Annotated in this window: 16 protein-coding genes and 3 pseudogenes; 7 read left to right on the top strand and 12 right to left on the bottom strand. The window is 63.6% G+C overall.

The features are described 5' to 3' along the window. Positions 1-10: 10 nt before the first annotated feature. Positions 11-1,384: a serine hydrolase gene (locus tag CNX70_RS15475; protein WP_096235416.1), complete on the bottom strand. Its 1,374-nt coding sequence runs from the start codon at positions 1,382-1,384 to the stop codon at positions 11-13. Positions 1,385-1,395: 11 nt separating this feature from the next. Continuing rightward, positions 1,396-2,382, bottom strand: a complete 987-nt coding sequence (locus CNX70_RS15470) for a VirK/YbjX family protein (RefSeq protein ID WP_157751042.1) — start codon at positions 2,380-2,382, stop codon at positions 1,396-1,398. Positions 2,383-2,570: 188 nt separating this feature from the next. Between CNX70_RS15470 and CNX70_RS15465 the strand changes: the two genes are divergently transcribed. Together CNX70_RS15465 and CNX70_RS15460 are read left to right on the top strand one after the other, a co-directional pair. Continuing rightward, entirely contained in the window at positions 2,571-3,179 is a 609-nt protein-coding gene (locus CNX70_RS15465; RefSeq protein WP_096235414.1) for a hypothetical protein, read from the top strand. Positions 3,180-3,353: 174 nt separating this feature from the next. After that, a complete protein-coding gene (locus CNX70_RS15460) occupies positions 3,354-3,863 on the top strand; it encodes a hypothetical protein (protein ID WP_157751040.1) in 510 nt (169 codons plus the stop codon). A gap of 45 nt (positions 3,864-3,908) precedes the next feature. Here CNX70_RS15460 and CNX70_RS15455 read toward each other — a convergent pair whose 3' ends face one another. Beyond that, positions 3,909-4,931 (bottom strand): DNA-binding protein, encoded by a 1,023-nt coding sequence (locus tag CNX70_RS15455; protein ID WP_244198811.1) that lies wholly within the window; start codon positions 4,929-4,931, stop codon positions 3,909-3,911. Between the two features lie 221 nt (positions 4,932-5,152). On the opposite strand from CNX70_RS15455, the gene CNX70_RS15450 reads away from it, so the two are divergent. The 3 genes and pseudogenes from CNX70_RS15450 to CNX70_RS29275 form a co-directional block, all read left to right on the top strand. After that, entirely contained in the window at positions 5,153-6,172 is a 1,020-nt protein-coding gene (locus tag CNX70_RS15450) for a tyrosine-type recombinase/integrase (RefSeq protein ID WP_096235411.1), read from the top strand. Positions 6,173-6,337: 165 nt separating this feature from the next. After that, positions 6,338-7,052 (top strand): annotated as a pseudogene (locus tag CNX70_RS28915) (IS5 family transposase). Further along, a pseudogene (locus CNX70_RS29275) lies at positions 7,052-7,207 on the top strand (IS30 family transposase); the annotation flags it as partial. The pseudogenes CNX70_RS28915 and CNX70_RS29275, both read left to right, overlap by 1 nt. Before the next feature lie 7 nt (positions 7,208-7,214). On the opposite strand, the pseudogene CNX70_RS15430 reads toward CNX70_RS29275, so the two are convergent. From CNX70_RS15430 to CNX70_RS15405, 6 genes and pseudogenes are all read right to left on the bottom strand, one after another. Continuing rightward, a pseudogene (locus tag CNX70_RS15430) lies at positions 7,215-8,067 on the bottom strand (IS3 family transposase); the annotation flags it as partial. Positions 8,068-8,414: 347 nt separating this feature from the next. Then, a complete protein-coding gene (locus CNX70_RS15425; protein WP_096235407.1) occupies positions 8,415-9,881 on the bottom strand; it encodes an aminotransferase-like domain-containing protein in 1,467 nt (488 codons plus the stop codon). A gap of 10 nt (positions 9,882-9,891) precedes the next feature. Beyond that, positions 9,892-10,476 (bottom strand): LysE family translocator, encoded by a 585-nt coding sequence (locus CNX70_RS15420; protein WP_096235406.1) that lies wholly within the window; start codon positions 10,474-10,476, stop codon positions 9,892-9,894. Between the two features lie 218 nt (positions 10,477-10,694). Further along, positions 10,695-11,147 carry a PaaI family thioesterase gene (locus CNX70_RS15415; RefSeq protein ID WP_046685238.1) on the bottom strand — a complete coding sequence of 151 codons (453 nt, stop codon included), beginning with the start codon at positions 11,145-11,147 and terminating at the stop codon, positions 10,695-10,697. 72 nt (positions 11,148-11,219) lie between these two features. After that, positions 11,220-11,744, bottom strand: a complete 525-nt coding sequence (locus CNX70_RS15410) for a MarR family winged helix-turn-helix transcriptional regulator (RefSeq protein WP_096235405.1) — start codon at positions 11,742-11,744, stop codon at positions 11,220-11,222. 45 nt (positions 11,745-11,789) lie between these two features. After that, positions 11,790-12,962, bottom strand: coding sequence for a citrate synthase (locus CNX70_RS15405; protein ID WP_244198810.1), 1,173 nt, complete (start codon positions 12,960-12,962; stop codon positions 11,790-11,792). Between the two features lie 100 nt (positions 12,963-13,062). Between CNX70_RS15405 and CNX70_RS15400 the strand changes: the two genes are divergently transcribed. Continuing rightward, the gene (locus CNX70_RS15400; protein ID WP_096235403.1) at positions 13,063-14,622 is read left to right on the top strand and encodes an FAD-dependent oxidoreductase; all 1,560 of its coding nucleotides are present in this window, start codon (positions 13,063-13,065) and stop codon (positions 14,620-14,622) included. A gap of 17 nt (positions 14,623-14,639) precedes the next feature. On the opposite strand, the gene CNX70_RS15395 is transcribed toward CNX70_RS15400, so the two are convergent. From CNX70_RS15395 to CNX70_RS15385, 3 genes are all read right to left on the bottom strand, one after another. Continuing rightward, entirely contained in the window at positions 14,640-15,098 is a 459-nt protein-coding gene (locus CNX70_RS15395; RefSeq protein ID WP_096235402.1) for a hypothetical protein, read from the bottom strand. A gap of 31 nt (positions 15,099-15,129) precedes the next feature. Next, positions 15,130-15,351 carry a DUF6434 domain-containing protein gene (locus tag CNX70_RS15390; RefSeq protein WP_096238483.1) on the bottom strand — a complete coding sequence of 74 codons (222 nt, stop codon included), beginning with the start codon at positions 15,349-15,351 and terminating at the stop codon, positions 15,130-15,132. Positions 15,352-15,424: 73 nt separating this feature from the next. Then, positions 15,425-16,306, bottom strand: a complete 882-nt coding sequence (locus CNX70_RS15385; RefSeq protein WP_167389669.1) for a LysR family transcriptional regulator — start codon at positions 16,304-16,306, stop codon at positions 15,425-15,427. A gap of 97 nt (positions 16,307-16,403) precedes the next feature. Here CNX70_RS15385 and CNX70_RS15380 point away from each other — a divergent pair, with 97 nt between their 5' ends. Further along, on the top strand, positions 16,404-16,994 hold the full coding sequence (locus tag CNX70_RS15380) for a GNAT family N-acetyltransferase (protein ID WP_157751038.1): 591 nt from the start codon (positions 16,404-16,406) through the stop codon (positions 16,992-16,994). Positions 16,995-17,025 lie beyond the last annotated feature (31 nt).

Here is a 17,025-nt window from a genome sequence, read left to right as displayed (position 1 = left end):
TGCCAGTATGCTAAGGTTTGCGCTTGCCCGGCATCGCCTGGCCATTCTGGTGCAGGACGACGCCCGTGATGGCGCCTTGGGCGTCGCGCTGGAATACCAGTTGCGCTTCGACCACCTTGTAAAAGAAGGTGTCTTTCGCGCTGGCGTACACGGGCGCTTCGCCCTGGCCCGTGGCGCCCACCAGCAAGCCGTCGGGCCCCTGGCGCACGCTGAGGACAAACGTGGGCGCCAGCGCATACTGGCCCGCATATTGGGCCAGTTCGGCCGGGGCGATGGCGATTTCCTTCGGCGCCGGGGCATTCGGCGGCGGCAGGCTGCCGGGCAGCAGCACGCCCACGCCCAGGGCGTCGACGTCGCGCGCCGTGCTGCTCAGCACCACCACACCCCGCTTGCCGTCCAGGGTGTAGCCGGCAAAGCTGGCATAGCCGCCCGTCTGCCCGTTATGCCAGGCAAAGGGCTGGCCCTTGACCTGGTCGAGCATCCACGCCAGGCCGATCTTTTTCACGCCGTCGCCATCGCCTTCGCCGGCCAGCACCTGGCGCGGCTGCACGGCCAGTTGCTGCGCGGGACTGGTGCCGCGCATGTACGATTGCATGTAGGCAATCATGTCGCGCGCGCTGGAACGCACGGCGCCGGCCCCCGCGATGGCCTGGAAATCCCAATTCGCGGCCGGCTTGCCATCGGCCAAGTGGCCCGGCGCCAGGCGCGCGCGCAGCGCGGGCGTGGCTGCCGTGGACGTCGAGCTCATGCCCAGCGGCCGGAAAATACGCGCTTGCAGCAGTTCCTCGTAGGACATGTTTGCCTGCGTGGCCAAGGCCGTGCCCAGCAAGCCATACGCCAGATTCGAGTATTCATACGCGGCGCCGGGCGCGCGCGCCAGCGCATGGCCGGCCAGGATGGTGCGCAACTGGCCTTCGGCATAGTCGGCGTAGGGATTGCGCATGTCCGCCGGCGCCAGATTGGCGGGCAGGCGGGGCAAGCCGGAAAAGTGCGTGGCCAGCTGTGCCAAGGTGATGTTCTGGCCAGCCAGCGCGGGCATGGCGTAGGCGGGCAGCAGCGCGGCCACCGGCTGTTCCAGCCTGGCCTTGCCCGCCACGACGGCGTCGGCCAGCAGCAGGCCCGTCATGGTTTTCGTCACGGAGCCGATTTCATATACGGTGTCGGCATCGGGCACGCCCGGGTCGCCGGGCCGCGCGCGGCCGAAGCCGTACACGGCACTGTCCTTGCCATCGATCACGGCGATGACCAGGCTCGCATGCTTGCCGTCACGCACCAATGTTTCTGCCCGTTCACGCACGGTGGCATCGAGGGCGGGGGCGGCCAGCGCGGCGGCGCTGGACAGGTACAGCATGGGTAGCAGCAGGGTGCGCAAGCGTGGGAGCATCGTCGATTCCGTCAGGTAAGTGATTGATGGGAATACAGCATAACAGTTTCATTGACAAGATGGCCGTTTTGGCAAGATGGTGCGGTGATCATGGCCGCCAGCTGCGCGCGCATGTCGGCGGACATGCATTGCAGCAATTCCCCGCGCCGGCGCGCATCGGCACGTTTCTTGGACGGCACCTCGGCCAGATCCGGCACCCGGTAGGGCGCGCAAGGCAAGTGATAATTACCGTCGCGCATGCGCAGGGCGTGCAATTCCTGCCACGCCAGGTCGTAGTCGGCGGCGATATGGCGGCGCCTGCGCGCATTCAGGGCAATGCGGTTGTCATTGCTGATCAAAAACAGGTTATTGCAGGCAAAAAAATCACCGAAGTCGCGCAAGGCCGTCACCATCAGGTTTTTCGGACGGCAACCGTGCAGCGCCCGCGTGGCCGCTTTCACGGCTTGCGCGCCCGCTTCCGAACGCAAGCCTTGCAGCGCGCCCAGCTGCAGGGACACGCCATCGGCGCGCGGCAGGAACAAAAAACTGGCCAGGTACAGGGGCTGGCCGTCGCGCGTCAAGCGCAGGCACAATTCGCCTTCGCGGTAGCTGTCGTGGATGGCCGTCAACTGCAAACGGTACAGCGCCCCATCCTTGCCTTCGAACGCGGCCAGCACCACGGGCTGGCGCGCGGCGCGCTCGACCAGCGTGCGCGCGCCCGCCTGCCACAGGAAGCGGTAGTGTCCTTCCAGCAAGGCCAGGCGATCCGCGCAACCGAGCTGGCGCGAAGCGTACGGGCGATAAATCTTGAAGCGCAGGCAGGGATGCAGCTGCGCCAGGGAATGCAAGCCGGGCATGCTGCCCAGGAAAGCATGCCAGCGCGTGCGCTGGCGGGGAAAGAAGAGGGCGCCCAGCGCCGCTTTCAGGCGGTGGCCGCTGGCGGGAGGGGGTGGCACGGCGGGTGGCACAACGGGTGGCACGGCGGCGCCGTGGTGCAAGGTCAAAGCGATGTCATTCATGGTTCTGCCGGAAAATGGCAGGCGCTGCACAATGAGAGCCTTGCCAATTTGAATGCTACGCAGGCAAGGTGAATTTCATATTAAGAAACTAGCCCCATTGGTATTTAGAGGATGACAACTAAACATTTGCCTTCTAGCAATGTGGACGGTTATGCTCGCAGCACCTTGACTCGATACCGGTATCGTCCATGAAGCACCGCTGTTTGCTTGCCATCCCCGCACTGCTCGCCGCACTCGTCGCCCAGGCGCAAGACCGTACGGGCGATCCTTTGGCGCCCTTGGCGCAATGCATCAACCACAGCGAATTCCAGTTCCGCCAGCAAGACCGCTTGCCCGCGCACGTGACGACGCGCAGCGTCAAGCTGGCGACGGGCGACGGCCAGGTATCGGTGGCCGACGGCTATCGGCTGATGTTGTTCCACAAGGGCAGCTTGCCGTTCGTGAATCTAAAAATCGAACGCAGCGCCGACGGCCGGTTTGCCGCCGACCACGACACCATCCTGGCACAAATGCAGCAGATGTCCGCCAACAGCAAGCCGCCCCAGTTGGTGCCGCTGGAGAGGGAGACGCGCCAGGGCGTGGAAGTGCTAGCATTGAACAACCCGAATAGTACGCGATCGTCCGGCGTGATCAGTCTATACACCTTGCTGCATGCCGCCAGCGGGACGGTCGCCACCGCCTACCTGCTCAATCAGCCGCCGGACAAGCGGGAATTCACGACGGATGCGCAGTACCAGGCCTTGCGCGACCAGTTCCTTGCCGCGCTGCTCAATTGCATGGCTGATCCAGCGCAGTAAGGCAGGCGGCAGGAACGGAGATATTTGCGATGAAAAAGCTGTACCGGGCACTCTCGATACCGCGGCATGCAAGGCGCTGATCCGCGCCGCCGTGACTGCAAATACAGCACCGAAACCAAAGCGGACGAACACTTGAGATATTATTTGTATATCTGGCACGACCCGGTGACGCGCATGATTGTCGCTTCCGGCATCGAATTCAAGGATGTGATCCCCGCGCTCCAGGACGCGGACGGCATTGTGCTGCGCAAGGGCAGCGCCGGCACGGCCAGCAAGCCTGGCAGCTATCAGACCTTGGCGCGGCAGCAACTGGCGGCCCTGGCCAAGGAAGACCTGTACGCCTGCGGCAGCCATGCCTGGGCCGACTGGCAGGGCGCACCGCCGCTTGCCATCGATGCGGACGTGGCCGCGCTGCTCGGCCACCATGGAGCGCTCGCGCCGCTGCCGGCCTTGCGTGGCCGCTTTCTCGCCTTTGCCCACGACGACGGCTGGTATCTGAAGCTGTTGTATGCGGCCTGGGACGACGTGGCGGCCTTGCTCGCCGGCGCTATCCCGCCAGCGCTGGGCACGCTCGACATGGATACGCTACAACGGGGAGGTGAAGGCTACTGGCTGCAAGACGGCATGGTCGAGCTTGAACTGGCCACCCACGACATCGACAGCGTGCTGAATCGCCGCCTGTAGCCCGTCCTCAGGCCATCATATCAATCCCGGAGCATGTAGACGGGTTCAAACATCGCGTTTCTCCTGGCTATCCATGAGCAGGGCCAGCCTGGCCGCCATGCCGGCATGGTCGCGCAACAAGCCATCGCGCTCCTGCGCCAATGCGTCCATTTTCTGCTGCGCTATTTGCCCATGTTCCGCCAGCATGTCGAGCTGGCGGTCTTGCGCGGCCAGCGCTACCTTGGCGTCGTTCAGCGCCAGCAGGGCCGTATCGAGCTTGGCCAGCAAGGCGTCGGCGGACGCCGCCGCCTGCAGATACTGAAATTCGAACTGGTCGCGCTCGGGGCGCACGGTGGCCAGCGCGTCGCGGTCGGCGGCCGCTTCGCTGGATAAGCGTGTTTGCTCCGCCTGCAGTTGCGCCAGGCGCATGTCTTGCTGTACCAGAGTCGCTTGCTGGCCTTGCAGGCGCTGCTGCAACTGGACGTTGTCCTGTTCCAGCCGGCTGATCCGTTGCTGCCCCTGCGCCCGTTCCTCGCTGCGCTGCGTGGCCGCCGCCTCCTGGTAATGGTCGAACTGCGAACGCACCTGCGCCAGCTGGCGGTTCAGGGCGGCGATTTCCTCGCCCCGGTCAGCCAGGCGCTGCGTCAGGCCCGCGTTGTCACTGTGCAAGGTGGCCAGGGTGACGGCGCGAAAATGATGTTCTTCCTTCAGTTGTGCCAGCGCGTGCTGGGTGGCGCGCAATTCCTGGGTGAGGGCGGCGCGCGCCTCCGTCAGTTTTAGCCGATCCGTTTCCGTCTTCTTCAGCTTGTCCAGCGCCGCATCGCGTTCGGCGCGATTCTGCTGCATGCCCGTTTCCAGCTGCTGCGCCACGTCGCGCTGCTGCTTGTCATACACGCCGCGCATCGCTTCCATCAGCTCGGCCGGCAAGCCGGACTCCGTTTTCACGGCGCCCGCACCCTGACATTCTTCCTTCCAGCGTTTTAACAGGGGAGCGATGGTGCTCTTGCTACCCGTGCTGCCCAGCGCTTCGCGCACGCTGTCGACCGTGGGATTGCGCCCATCGGCAGCGACGATTTGGGCTGCTTTCATAACATCAGAGTACAAAATGCCAGTGCGGGCCATGAAACCACCTATGAACGAAATTTAGTAACGTATTACATGATACGTAATATTGAATAATATTACGATATAAATTTTGATGATTCTTGAGAAATATAAGTCACGATAAGATCGCTTATCGTGTGTTATGGGGGTGTTTCGCATGCTATTCTGCGTGTCTCCCAGTACAAAACCGCGATTTCGCCACCGCCATGCCCGATTTTCCCCTCCCGAAACGCCGTGCCGCCCCTTTGAAAAACGCCGCCATCGCTCCCGCACCGGTACACGGCGCCCTGATCGATGCCGAACTTGCCGCGCGCCACCAGGCGTTTCTCGCCGCCGCCACCTCGGACAACACACGCCGCACCTACCGTTCCGCCATCCGCCACTTCCAGGCCTGGGGTGGGGCACTGCCCACCGATGAGTCGAGCGTCATCCGTTACCTGATGGCCTACGCGGACAGCCTGAACGCGCGCACCCTGGCCCTGCGCCTGACGGCCCTGTCGCAATGGCATGTGTACCAGGGCTTTGACGACCCCGCGTCCACGCCCACCGTGCGCAAGACCCTGGCCGGCATCGCCCGCCTGCACGGCAAGCCGAAAAAGAAGGCCAAGGCCCTGCCTCTGGAAGACCTGGAAGTGATCGTTGCCAAACTGGCGGCCTTGGGCAGCGTCAAGGCCCTGCGCGACAGTGCCTTGCTGCAACTGGGATTTTTTGGCGGTTTCCGCCGCAGCGAGCTGGCGGGATTGATGCTGGAAGACGTGAGCTGGGAGCCGCAGGGCATGGTGATCACCTTGCCCCGCTCGAAAACGGATCAACTGGGGGAGGGCATCGTCAAGGCGATTCCGTTCGGCGACGGCGTCTGCTGTCCGGCAACAGCCCTGCGCGCCTGGCTGGGCGTGGCGCATATCCGCACGGGGCCGCTCTTGCGTACCGTCAATCAGTGGGGCCATGTGGGAGCGAAGGAATTGCACGCCAGCAGCATCAACACGATCCTGGCAAGCTGCGCCAGGCTGGCGGCGCTTGATTACGTGCCAGAACTGTCGAGCCACAGCCTGCGGCGCGGCATGGCCACCAGCGCACACCGGGCCGGCGCCGATTTCCAGGCCATCAAGCGCCAGGGCGGCTGGCGCCACGACGGCACCGTGCATGGCTATATAGAGGAGGCGGGGCGTTTTGAAGAAAATGCGGCGGGGAGTTTATTGAAGGCGAAGAAAAAGACGGCGGGCTGAGAGGCCCGACAGCGCCTTGCCGGCATCGGTCTGGCAGCGAACAGGACGGCCAGTCCTAACGCTCGCACTATGGCTTAGAACGCCTAACAAAACGTCGTCCAGAGAAACAAACGGCCCCGAAGCTGGTCCAACCCACCTGACATCATTTCGGGGGGGGGCCGCGCCATGGCTAAATCACTTCTTCCTGACGACCTGTGGGCGCTGATTCAGCCTTTGCTACCAGCACATCGTCCTTCTCCCAAAGGCGGGCGTCCTCGCATTGACGACCGCGCCGCCTTGACCGGCATCCTGTTCGTCCTCAAGACCGGTTTGCCTTGGGAATACCTTCCCCGTGAACTGGGCTGCGGCAGCGGCATGAGTTGCTGGCGGCGCCTACATGCCTGGCAACAGGCGGGTAGCTGGCAACGCATCCATGACGCCATGCTGCAGCACTTGCGGGAATACGACCAGATTCAGTGGGAACGCGCTAGTGTCGACTCGGCCAGCGTGCCATCCCCCCCTCGGCGGACAGCATACCGGCCCCAATCCCACCGACCGCGGTAAGCTCGGTTGCAAGCACCATCTGCTCGTCGATCAACGCGGACTGGCTCTGGTGGCGAGCATATCGGGGGCTCAGGTATATGATTCCCGTATGCTGATTCCACTGCTTGAAGCCGTCCCTTCAGTAGCAGGGCTTGCGGGCCGGCCACGCAAACGTCCTGCCAAACTGCATGCCGACAAGGCCTATGCTTCGCGTGCCCATCGGGCCTGGTTGCGTAGCCGTGGCATCGCTCCACGCATAGTCCGCTACGGTATCGAGTCGCGCGAACGGCTGGGAAAATGGCGCTGGGTGGTCGAACGCACACTCATCTGCTGGAGATATATTCAGCGGTTTTGTTAGGCGCTCTAAATCAGTGCTTCCCTAAAGAGATCCAAGCCGTTGCTAATGCGCTGAATTCCAGACCCCGGAAAGCGCTTGGTTGGAAGTCGCAGGCAGAAGTGCTGGACGAATACCTAAAATTTGTTCAACAATCTAGTGTTGCGAGGACCGGTTGAATCCGCTCTGGACGCCCTGGTCGGCGTTGAAGATATCCGGTTTTCCGTGGCCAATCAGCGCCTCTTCCAGGCAGTCCACGCAAAACGAGGCGTCCATGCAGTTGCTGATGCGCCAGGACAGCACGCGCCGCGAATACCAGTCGATGACCGCCACCAGATATGCAAAGCCGCGTGCCAAACGGATGTAGGTGATGTCGGTACTCCAGACGTGGTTCGGTCGGACCACTGCCACCCCACGCAACAAGTATAGGTACACCTTGTGCCCCGGATCGCGCACCGTCGTGCTCGGGCCGGGCGCCAGGCCCATCATGCGCATCAGACGTTGTACCCGCTTGCGGTTCACCAGCCATCCCTGCCGCAACAGGATTACCACCATTCGCCGACTGCCATAGAACGGATGCTGGGTGTACTCCTCATCAATCAAAGCGCACAGCACCAGGTCGTCCTCATCAGGTGGCGCGACGACACACTGCCGATACGCCGTCGCCCGCGACACACCGGCCAGTTCGCACTTGCGCAGCAGCGACAGCTTGCTCTCTCGCTCGATCCATTCCAGCCGTACCGAGCTGCTTATAGGCCTGACTTTTTTTAAGCCAGTCCAACTCCATCTTCAGGCGCCCGATCTCGCCGTAATGATGGTCCTCGCTCTCGTGCTCCAGCTCAACCTTGGGGCCGCGCTTGCCCTCGAACAGGGTGCCAGCGTTGGCCAGAATCTCCTTCTTCCACTGGCTCACCATCACCGGTTGAACGCCGTGCAATTGCGCGATCTCGTTGACCGTCTTGACCCCGCGCACTGCCTCCAAGCCGACCTTCGCCTTGAACTCCGCGCTATGCACTTTCCGCTTCTTTGCTTCCGTCATTCCCTGCCATCCTCCATTGAGGACCATAGCTTAAACTGCTGTCTCAAATCGTGGATCCACTATAGGCTGCCAAAGGCTCCCTGCAAGATCCGGCGAACTTCTTCTTTTGATTCTTCTTGCATTGCTAACCCTACTCAGCTGATGAATGACTGTAATGCGCTACATCTCGCATGTTTGCACGACCGTCCGTTACTGGCCGAACTCAGCCGGCAGCCTTTGCGGAACGACCACCGATTGAATCCGCAGCCGATGACGGACGTCCTGAATGCTTCAGTGTATGGCGTTGTTGCCTCTTTGGCAAGAGGAAGGCAGGCGAGTGGCTTTGCAAGGCGTTAAAAGCAATCCTTTTAAGCATCCTTGCGCTCGATGCTGGCGGCGCTGGCGCGGGCCAGGCTTGAGCGCGCGCCGGCCACCGCGCGCAGGCGTTCTTCCAGGTAGGCGCTCACGCGGGGATGCTGGCTGAAGGCGACGTTGAAGCGGATGTGCTGGTCGGGCGTGTCGTTGGCCGAGAACGCGGCGCCGCGCATCAGCAGGATCTTGTTGCGGTAGGCGTCCTGCACCAGCAAGTCCACGTCCAGCCCTTCGGGCATGCTGCCCCACAGGAAAATGCCTGCGTCGCCGGGCTGCTCGAACAGCACGCCGGCCGCGCTCAGTTGCCGCGTGCTGGCGTTGCGCGCCACCATGATCTTGCGTTGCAGCCGCTCCATGTGCTTGCGCAGGTTGCCGGCCTTGAGCACTTCCAGCAGAACGTATTCGTTCAGCGCCGGCAACGTCATGATGGAATGGATCTTGGTGCGCATCAGCAGCTTGAGCAAGGCGGGTGCCGCGGCCAGGTAGCCCATGCGCAGGGCCGGGCTCAGCGCCTTGCACAGGCTCGAATAATAGATCACGCCGTCCAGTCCGGACAGCGACGCCAGCCGCGTGCTGTGGCCCGGCTGGAAATGGCCATGCACGTCGTCTTCGGCGATCAGGAAGCCATACTGCTGCGCCATGATCAGCACCTTGTGCAGGTTGGCGGCGCTGCTGCTCCACCCGGTGGGATTGTGCAAGGCCGTCTGCATGAACAGCAGGCGCGGACGGTGCACGCGGCAAGCCGCTTCCAGTTCGTCCAGGTCGAGGCCATCGGGGCGGCGCCGGATGGGCACCAGGCGCACGCCGTCCTGGCGCAGCCGGCCGAACATCAGGAAGTATCCGGGGTCTTCCACCAGCACCGTATCGCCGGGCTGCAGGAAGGTGCGGCAGATCAGATCGATGGCATGGGTGCCGCCGAACGTGGTGAGGATGTGGCTGGCGTCCGCAGCGATGCCGATGCCGCGCAACAGCAGCGCGATCTGCTCGCGCAGTTCGGCCAGCCCTTGCGGCGGACAGCGAGAGGCCATGCCGGCCGCGCTGCGCGCCAGTCCACGTTGCACGGCCGCCGCCGGCAGCGCATCGTGCAGCCAGGTGGGCGGCAGCGCGCCGCTGCTGGCCAGCAGCACGCCCGGCCGCTGGTCGTTCACTTGCTGGCTCAGCCAAACCGGCTCCTGCTCCTGGCCCGCTTCCAGCGCCACCTCGTCGGGAATGGCGCGGCTGGCGTCAATTGGCGCGCAGACGAAGAAGCCTGTCGTGCCGTGCGTGTCGATGACGCCGGCGGCCACCAGCCTGTCATACGCCACCACCACGGTGTTGGTGCTGACCGCGAGCTGCGTGGCGAGCTGGCGGATCGACGGCAGCCTGGTCCCGCCAGGCAGGACCCGTTGCGCGATCTGCAGGCGCAACGCGTCCTCAATCTGCTTGAACAGGGCGATGGGAGAGGAGCGGTCGATGGCGAACATGGGTGGCAGTCTAGCGTAAAAACGTCACGGCGAGGACCAGCAGGATGGCGCCCATCACCAGATTGAAGATGCGCTGGTTGCGGGGCGCTTTCAGCACGCTGCGGATCGAGATGCCGAACAGCGCCCACATGGCGTTGCACGGCATGCCCACCACGGTGCCAATCACGGACACCAGCAGCGCGCTGGCGAGCATGTTGCTGTGCGCAGGCATGAAGACGGACGCCATGGTGATCGCCTTGAGCCAGCTCTTGGGGTTCAGCGCCTGAAACAGCGCCGCCTGCGCAAACGACACGGCCTTCTGTGCGCCGCTTCCCGCCACCGAGGCGCCGGCCAGCTTCCAGGCCAAAAACATCAGGTACAGCGCACCCGCGATGCGCAGTACCTGCTGCGCCATCGGGTACGCGACGAACACGCTGCCCAGCCCCACGCACATGAGCATGGTCTGCACGAAGATGCCGGCCTGGATGCCGAGGATCACCGGCAGCGCGCCGCGATAGCCGAAATTGGCGCCGGTGGTGGCCAGCATGACGTTATTCGGCCCGGGCGTGGCGGACATCACAAAGCAATAGCTCATCAGGGGCAAGAGGTCGGTCATGGCAGGCAGTCGCAGCGTGGAGAAGGCCCCAGTCTAGTAGCGCGGCGCGGCAGCGACAAGGCACAAGGCGCCCCGTACAGGCACATGCTGTATCAGTCGGACGACTGCTACAGGGGGATGCTCGCCACCTCGCCCAGCCGCGTGCAGCATCTCACAGGGCGGCGGCATACAGCGCGTCAACGTCCCCGCCCCGGATCAGGTCGAGGTGCCGGACCGTATCAGGCGGCCGCTTGCTCCCGGGGGCGGATGATCATGCAGGTGGCTGTCGCGTGTGCGTACACTTTACCCGCTTCGTCGCGGATCGTGCCTTCCGAAATGACCAGGTTGCGCCCTGCATTGATGACCTTGCCTTCCGCGTAGACCGTCACGTTGAAGGGCAGGGGGCGGCACATCTTGATGTTCAGGTCCGTCGTGCCATAGCTTTCGCCGGCCGGCAAGACCGTGTGCGTGGCGCAGCCCGTGACCGTGTCGAGCACGGTGGCGGCGAAACCGCCGTGCACGCCTCCCATGGGATTGGTGTGCGTTTCATTCGCCGTGGCTGTGAAGATGACTCTGCCATGCTCCACCGTGTGCGCGTCCATGGGCATGGTTTTGGAAATGCCGGGCCGGGGGAACAGGCCTTGCGCGAAAGCTTGCATCAGTTGCAAGCCGGTCATGTCTTTCGGGTGCATGGGGTAACTCCTGTGGGTTAGAAAAAAGGTATGAAAATGCTTAACCCAACGGCAATGACCGGGGTCAGACCCTCAGGGTCTGACCCCAGCTTTTGTCTGTGGGTTGGCTTGATCTTGCGCAAAACGCAGGCGCGAGGCGTGCAGCAGGAAGCGGGCGACGACGGCCAGTTCTTCTTCGCTGAAACCTTGCTTCAGTTGTGCATTCAGGCTGTCGAGCAGGGGCAGGGCGGCGGCCAGCACCTCGCCGCCCCTGGGCGACATGTGCAGGGTGCCGGCGCGCGCATCGAGCACCGACTGGCCGCGCACGATCAGGCCGTTTTCTTCCATGCGCGCCACCAGGCCCGTGACGGCCGAGTTTTTCAGTTGCAACAATCTCCCCAGATCCTTCAATTGGCAGCCTTCTTCGCCCTTCAGGGCAAACAGGGCGACGACTTGCGTGCCGGAAAACCCCAGTTCGCTGGTAAACACGGCATCGGCCGAACGGAACAGGTTCTGGCGCGCCAGGTTGAGCAGATTGAACAGGCGCGGCGAGCGCTCGCCCAGCGGGCAGGCGGCGGCATCGGGGAGGTCGGATTGGGAGGAGATATTGGTACGCATGCGGAGTATACTACTACGTATGCGTAATAAATCAAGCGACTATTTTCAGTCGCGCTGGTGGCGTCCGATGTAGCGGGCGCGCGGACGGATCAGCGCCGCGCTGGCGGCTTGCTCGGCCGCATGCGCGATCCAGCCGGCCGAGCGGGCCAGCGCAAACACGCTCAGTGCTGCGCCCTCGGGCCAATCAAACGCCAGTTCCATCGCCGCCAGCGCCAGGTCGGCATTCGGACGGGCTTCGAGCAACTCGCCCGCCGCCACGCAAACGGCCAGGATGGCGGCCAGTTGCGGGTTCTCGTGCGCCAGCGTCGACAAGATTTCCAGCAGATACGCGGCGCGTGGGTCGCCCAGCGGATACAGCGGATGGCCAAAGCCGGCAAATTCCGGCGCGAACATCTGGTAAAAGGCGCCGATGGCATCCCTGGCGTCTGGCGCGGCCAGCGCCTGCGTCAACATGCACTTGGCGGCCGCACTGCCGCCGCCGTGCTTGTCTCCGGACAAGGCTGCCAGCCCCGCGCCCAATGCGGCGGGCAGGCTGGCGCCCGTCGAGGCGACGCAACGCACGGCAAAGGTCGATGCATTCAATTCATGGTCGGCCAGCAACACCAGTGCCGCGCGCAGCAATTCAGTTTGCTGCGCATCGGCTTGCCACGCCTGGGCCAGTTGCCGGTGCAGCGGCAAGGCGGAAGGCGCCGTCTGCAGCAGGGCGGCGGCCAGGATACGCATCAAGGCGGGGCCGGACTGCAGCGAGTGCGCAATGTCCGCTGGCGTCAGCATGGCCATGGCCAGCATGGCGCGCATCAAGGGCGGCGCATCCGGCGCGCTGGACAACCCCTGCGGCAGGGCCGGTGCGTCCTGCCGGAAATAGTCATTCTCTCCATCGTCCCACAGCAGGCTGGCGGCCGTCTCCAGCGTCGCGGACGCGGCCAATGTCGCCGCATCGCAGCCCCGGTACAGCAATCGTCCGTCAGCAATATGCGAAAGCTGCGTCTCCAGCACGGGCAAGCCCCAGTGCATGGCGGCCACGGCCGTCTGGCCACCGCGCCTGGCGTCGTTCTTGCGGGCGGCCAGGCGCAGCACCTCTTCCTGCGGATAGCGCTTGCGGCGCGATGCTCCGTTGCTGACGGAAGCGAGCAAGCCCCGGCTCACATACGAATACAGCGTGGGCAGACTGATGTTCAAGAGACGCGCAGCTTCGGCAGCGGATAAATCGTTGTTCATGGCGGCCATTGTAGCGTTTGTCACTTTATATTGATTGATGGAATCAAGATTGACGGGCCGGGTGGCGTGTCACTAGACTCATGCCTTTCCAGGAGCCTGCATGAGCACACACACCATTCGCACCCTGCGCCCCGACGACGCAGCACCCTTGCTGGCCTTCGAGCAAGCCAACCGGGCCTGGTTCGAGCGCCATATCGACGGGCGCCCCGACGATTTTTACAGCATTGACGGCATCCACGCGCACGTCGCGCAATTCCTGGACGAGCACGCACAGGGCCGCATGCACCCCTGCGTCATCGTCAACGCGCACGGAGAATTGATCGGGCGCGCCAACCTGAAGGACATTGACCGGCAGCAAGGCGTGGCCGAAGTCGGCTACCGCATCGGGCAACAGCAGGCGGGCAAGGGCCTGGCCACGGCCGCGCTGCACCACCTGATTGCGCTGGCGCAAGACGAATGGCGGCTGCAACGCCTGTGCGCCTGCGCCATCGATGACAATGCGGCGTCGATCCGTGTGCTGGAGCGCTGCGGTTTCGTGCAGGGAGTGGCCGTGCCCGATATTGCCATGGTGGCAGGTAACGTTGTCGATGGCCATGCGTATGCACTGGAGCTGCGGGCAGCCCCCCAACGTATCATCGTCATCGGCGCCGGCATCGTCGGCGCGTCGCTGGCCTACCACCTGGCCGGCAAGGGAGCGCAAGTCACCGTGGTCGAGGCGGGCGGCATCGCGTCCGGCGTGACGGGCACTTCGTTTGCCTGGATTAACACGTCCTGTGCCGGACCGGACCCGATTGCGGCCCTGCGCGGCGGCGCCATCGCGGCCTGGCGCCAGCTGGAAACGCAAGTGCCCGGATTGACGCTGCGCTGGCATGGCGCCTTGTCGTATGGCACGCAGGATGGGCGCATGTCGCCCGAATCCATCTTGATTGACCGCGCGCGCATCGCCCAGCTTGAACCGCAGCTGCGGCAGCCGCCGCAACAGGCCGTCTATGAACCTGAGCAGGGCGCCCTCGACGCCGTTGCCGCCACGCATGCCTTGCTGGCAGCGGCCCGGGCGCTCAGTGCGACGATCCGTACGCACACGCCGGTGCTGGGTTTTGTCGTTCAGGACGGGCGGGTGGCGGGCGTGAAAACGGCCGCTGGCGTCATCGAGGCGGACGTGATCGTATTGGCGGCAGGCACGGGTACCGCTGCACTGGCCGCGCAACTGGGCGCAAATCTGCCGATTCACGCCTCGCCCGCCATCTTCCTGCGCTTCCAGGCGCCACCGGGCCTGGTGCGCGGCATTATTTCCAGCCATGCCATGGAAGTGCGCCAAGCCGAGGATGGGACCATGCTGGCGGCGGAAGACTACGTGGACGACGCGCCGGAAAACCAGCCCGCCGCCATGGCGCAGCGCACGGCCGGCACCATCCGCAATGAACTTAAGGGCACCGAGGCCATCGCGCCGGCATTCGCCTGCATCGGCCTGCGTCCCATGCCCTTTGACGGCGTGCCCGTCATCGGCTATCTGCCGCAGGTGGAAGGCGTGTATGTGTGCGCCATGCATCCGGGCGTGGTGCTGGCCGCCATTTTGGGCAAGCTTGCCAGCGGGGAAATCGTCGATGGCGAGCCAGCGTCCGCTCTGGCGGCTTGCCGGCCCGCGCGCTTCCAGGCCTGATTGTGGTGTGCTGATTCCTAGGGAACAGGCACGACAAACACGGGCAGGACGAACGGCGCGACCTCCTGCTCATCGCCTTGCTCCGACGGGGCCTGCATACAATGCTCGTTGCGCCAGTCCCCGTTCACCACGCGGTCGGCGATCAGAGATAAATCCTGCGTTTCGCGCAGCGCGCAGCGAAACGGCAGCCGCCCATGCGAGCGCGACACCAGGCTGAAGCGCAACTGGCGGCATTGCGCATCGTGCCAGCAATACAACAGCATAGCCTCGCCAGCGAGCGCGCTGCGCCGCGCTGCTATCACCTCACCGATGAACTCGACGATCTCTGCCGCATGGATCTGCGGCGTTTCCTCGTCCGTGGGCGAAAAGCTCCACATATTGGTTCGGGCTTCGTGATTGATATCGTCGGGATCGATCTCCACGGCATCGTCTTTTGCCATGGCGAGCCAGTTGTTGATGACTGTTGAGTGAATCATGTAAAGCTTTCAATACCTATTAATTATTTATTTACGCATCACCGGCTTGGTTATGCCGACGCGTCCATTCATCCGCAACATCGCCCATGGTTTTAACCGCGCCATCGCGTATCCAGGCCATGAAATCGCGGTCAAGCTTGAATTCGGAGCCGCACTGATGCAACAGGAAGCGCCTGACGTTTTGCGTGCTCCTGTAGTTGGCATCAACGACCGTGTGCCGGGTAATGACGCCGCCGTGCCAATCGAAATCCATGCTGTACTCCATTGAATGTCCAGAGCGTGCCATTTTAGATCATGGGCGCCAGCTCGGCGACTGTCCAGCTGCCTCACCCCCGCGGCCCATCCAACAACAACTCCGCCAGCCTGGTCGTCAGCCACAAACTCGTCTCGCTCAGTTTCTTCCCATGGATCGACAGCCGCCGCACCGGCAAGCGCGACAAAGCCAGCGCAGGGCAGGGCACTTCCTGCAGATACCCTTTGTAGTTATCGTAATTGGCGATATTCAGCGGCAAAATGGCCCAGCCCAGCTCGTCGGCCACCATTTCCGCGATGCTGTAAAAACTGTCGGAAAACCAGACGGCGGGGCTGAACGCGTGTTCGCGGTTCAGGTCGGAATCCATGATCAGCTGGCGGTAGCGGGTCAGCTCGTTGCGGCTCACTTCCTGGCCGTGCGCCATAGCGTGGCCTTTGGCCACGAACACGCCTTGCGCCACGCTGCCGATGTGCTGCTGTTCCAGTACGGGCGAGATGGGGCCACGGTCGAAGTGGAAGGCCACATCGGCTTGCTGCTGCTCCACGTATTGCGCCACTTCCGAGGCCGTGGCGTTGAGCATGACCAGTTCCAGCGCCGGGTAGCGCGCCGCCAACTCCTTGACCAGCTTGCTGATGGCCAGATAGGGCAGGGCTTCGTCCAGCGCCAGAGTCAGTTGCGCTTCGGGCGCTTCGCTCAGCAGTTGGGCGCGCAGTTGCAAGCGCTCGGCCTGGCGCAGCAGTTCGCACGCTTCCAGGTGCATCACCTTGCCCGCTTCCGTCAGCACGGCGCTGCGGCGTGAGCGGTCGAACAGTTCCACGCCAAATTCCGCTTCCAGCAGACCGATCGAGGTGCTGACCACCGATTGGGCGCGGCCCAGCCGGCGCGCCGCGCCCGAGAAAGAACCGGCCGCGACGGCCGCCTCAAAGTAGCGCATTTGTTCCAAAGTCCATTGCATGGCATCCACCTATCTGTTTTACAGATGGATTTTAACTTGAATGCCATTCTGGGGCGACATAAAATGCGTTTATTAATTCAATAACATGAGATCCGCCATGCAAAACGCCCAAGCCACTCCCCCTGCCATCAGCTTTGGCTGGTGTCACGACGCCAGCGCCGAAGATGCGCTGTGCAAGTTATATCTTGATAACGTCAGCGCCGACTATATCTCCCATTCGGAGCTGCAGGGCGAACGCGCCGATGCGCCCGGCAACTGGCGCGCGGACTTGCCTGAGGTGATACGCGGCGAAATCCGCGCCGCCCTGTCGCATGACTGGGCGCATGGCGATTCGACCCTGCTGGCAGTTGCCACCGACGGTGACGCCATCGTTGGCATGGCCTTGGTGTCCATCGACACGCGCCAGCGCGCCTCGAAATCGTTCGCCGCGCTGGACGACCTGGTCTTGCTGCCTTCCGTGCGCGGCAGCGGCATCGGCAGCCAGTTGGTGGAGTGGGTAGCCGACGAGCTGCGCAGCCACGGCATCGCCCGATTGTTCCTCGAATGCGGCGCGCACAACTTGACGGCGCAACAATTCTTCCAGGGGCGCGGTTTCAAGCAAGTGTCCGTCGTCATGCTGCGCGAACTTGACGTAGTCGCAGCCCCAGCAAGCGCCGCAGTGGATGACAAGGATGGCAAGCGTGGCTGACGCCCGCCGCCGACCCAGCCAGGCGCGTGGC

Origin of the sequence: Janthinobacterium svalbardense (assembly GCF_002327145.1) — a bacterium.
GTDB lineage: Bacteria > Pseudomonadota > Gammaproteobacteria > Burkholderiales > Burkholderiaceae_D > Janthinobacterium > Janthinobacterium tructae.
This window is presented reverse-complemented; position numbering and strand designations above follow the sequence as displayed.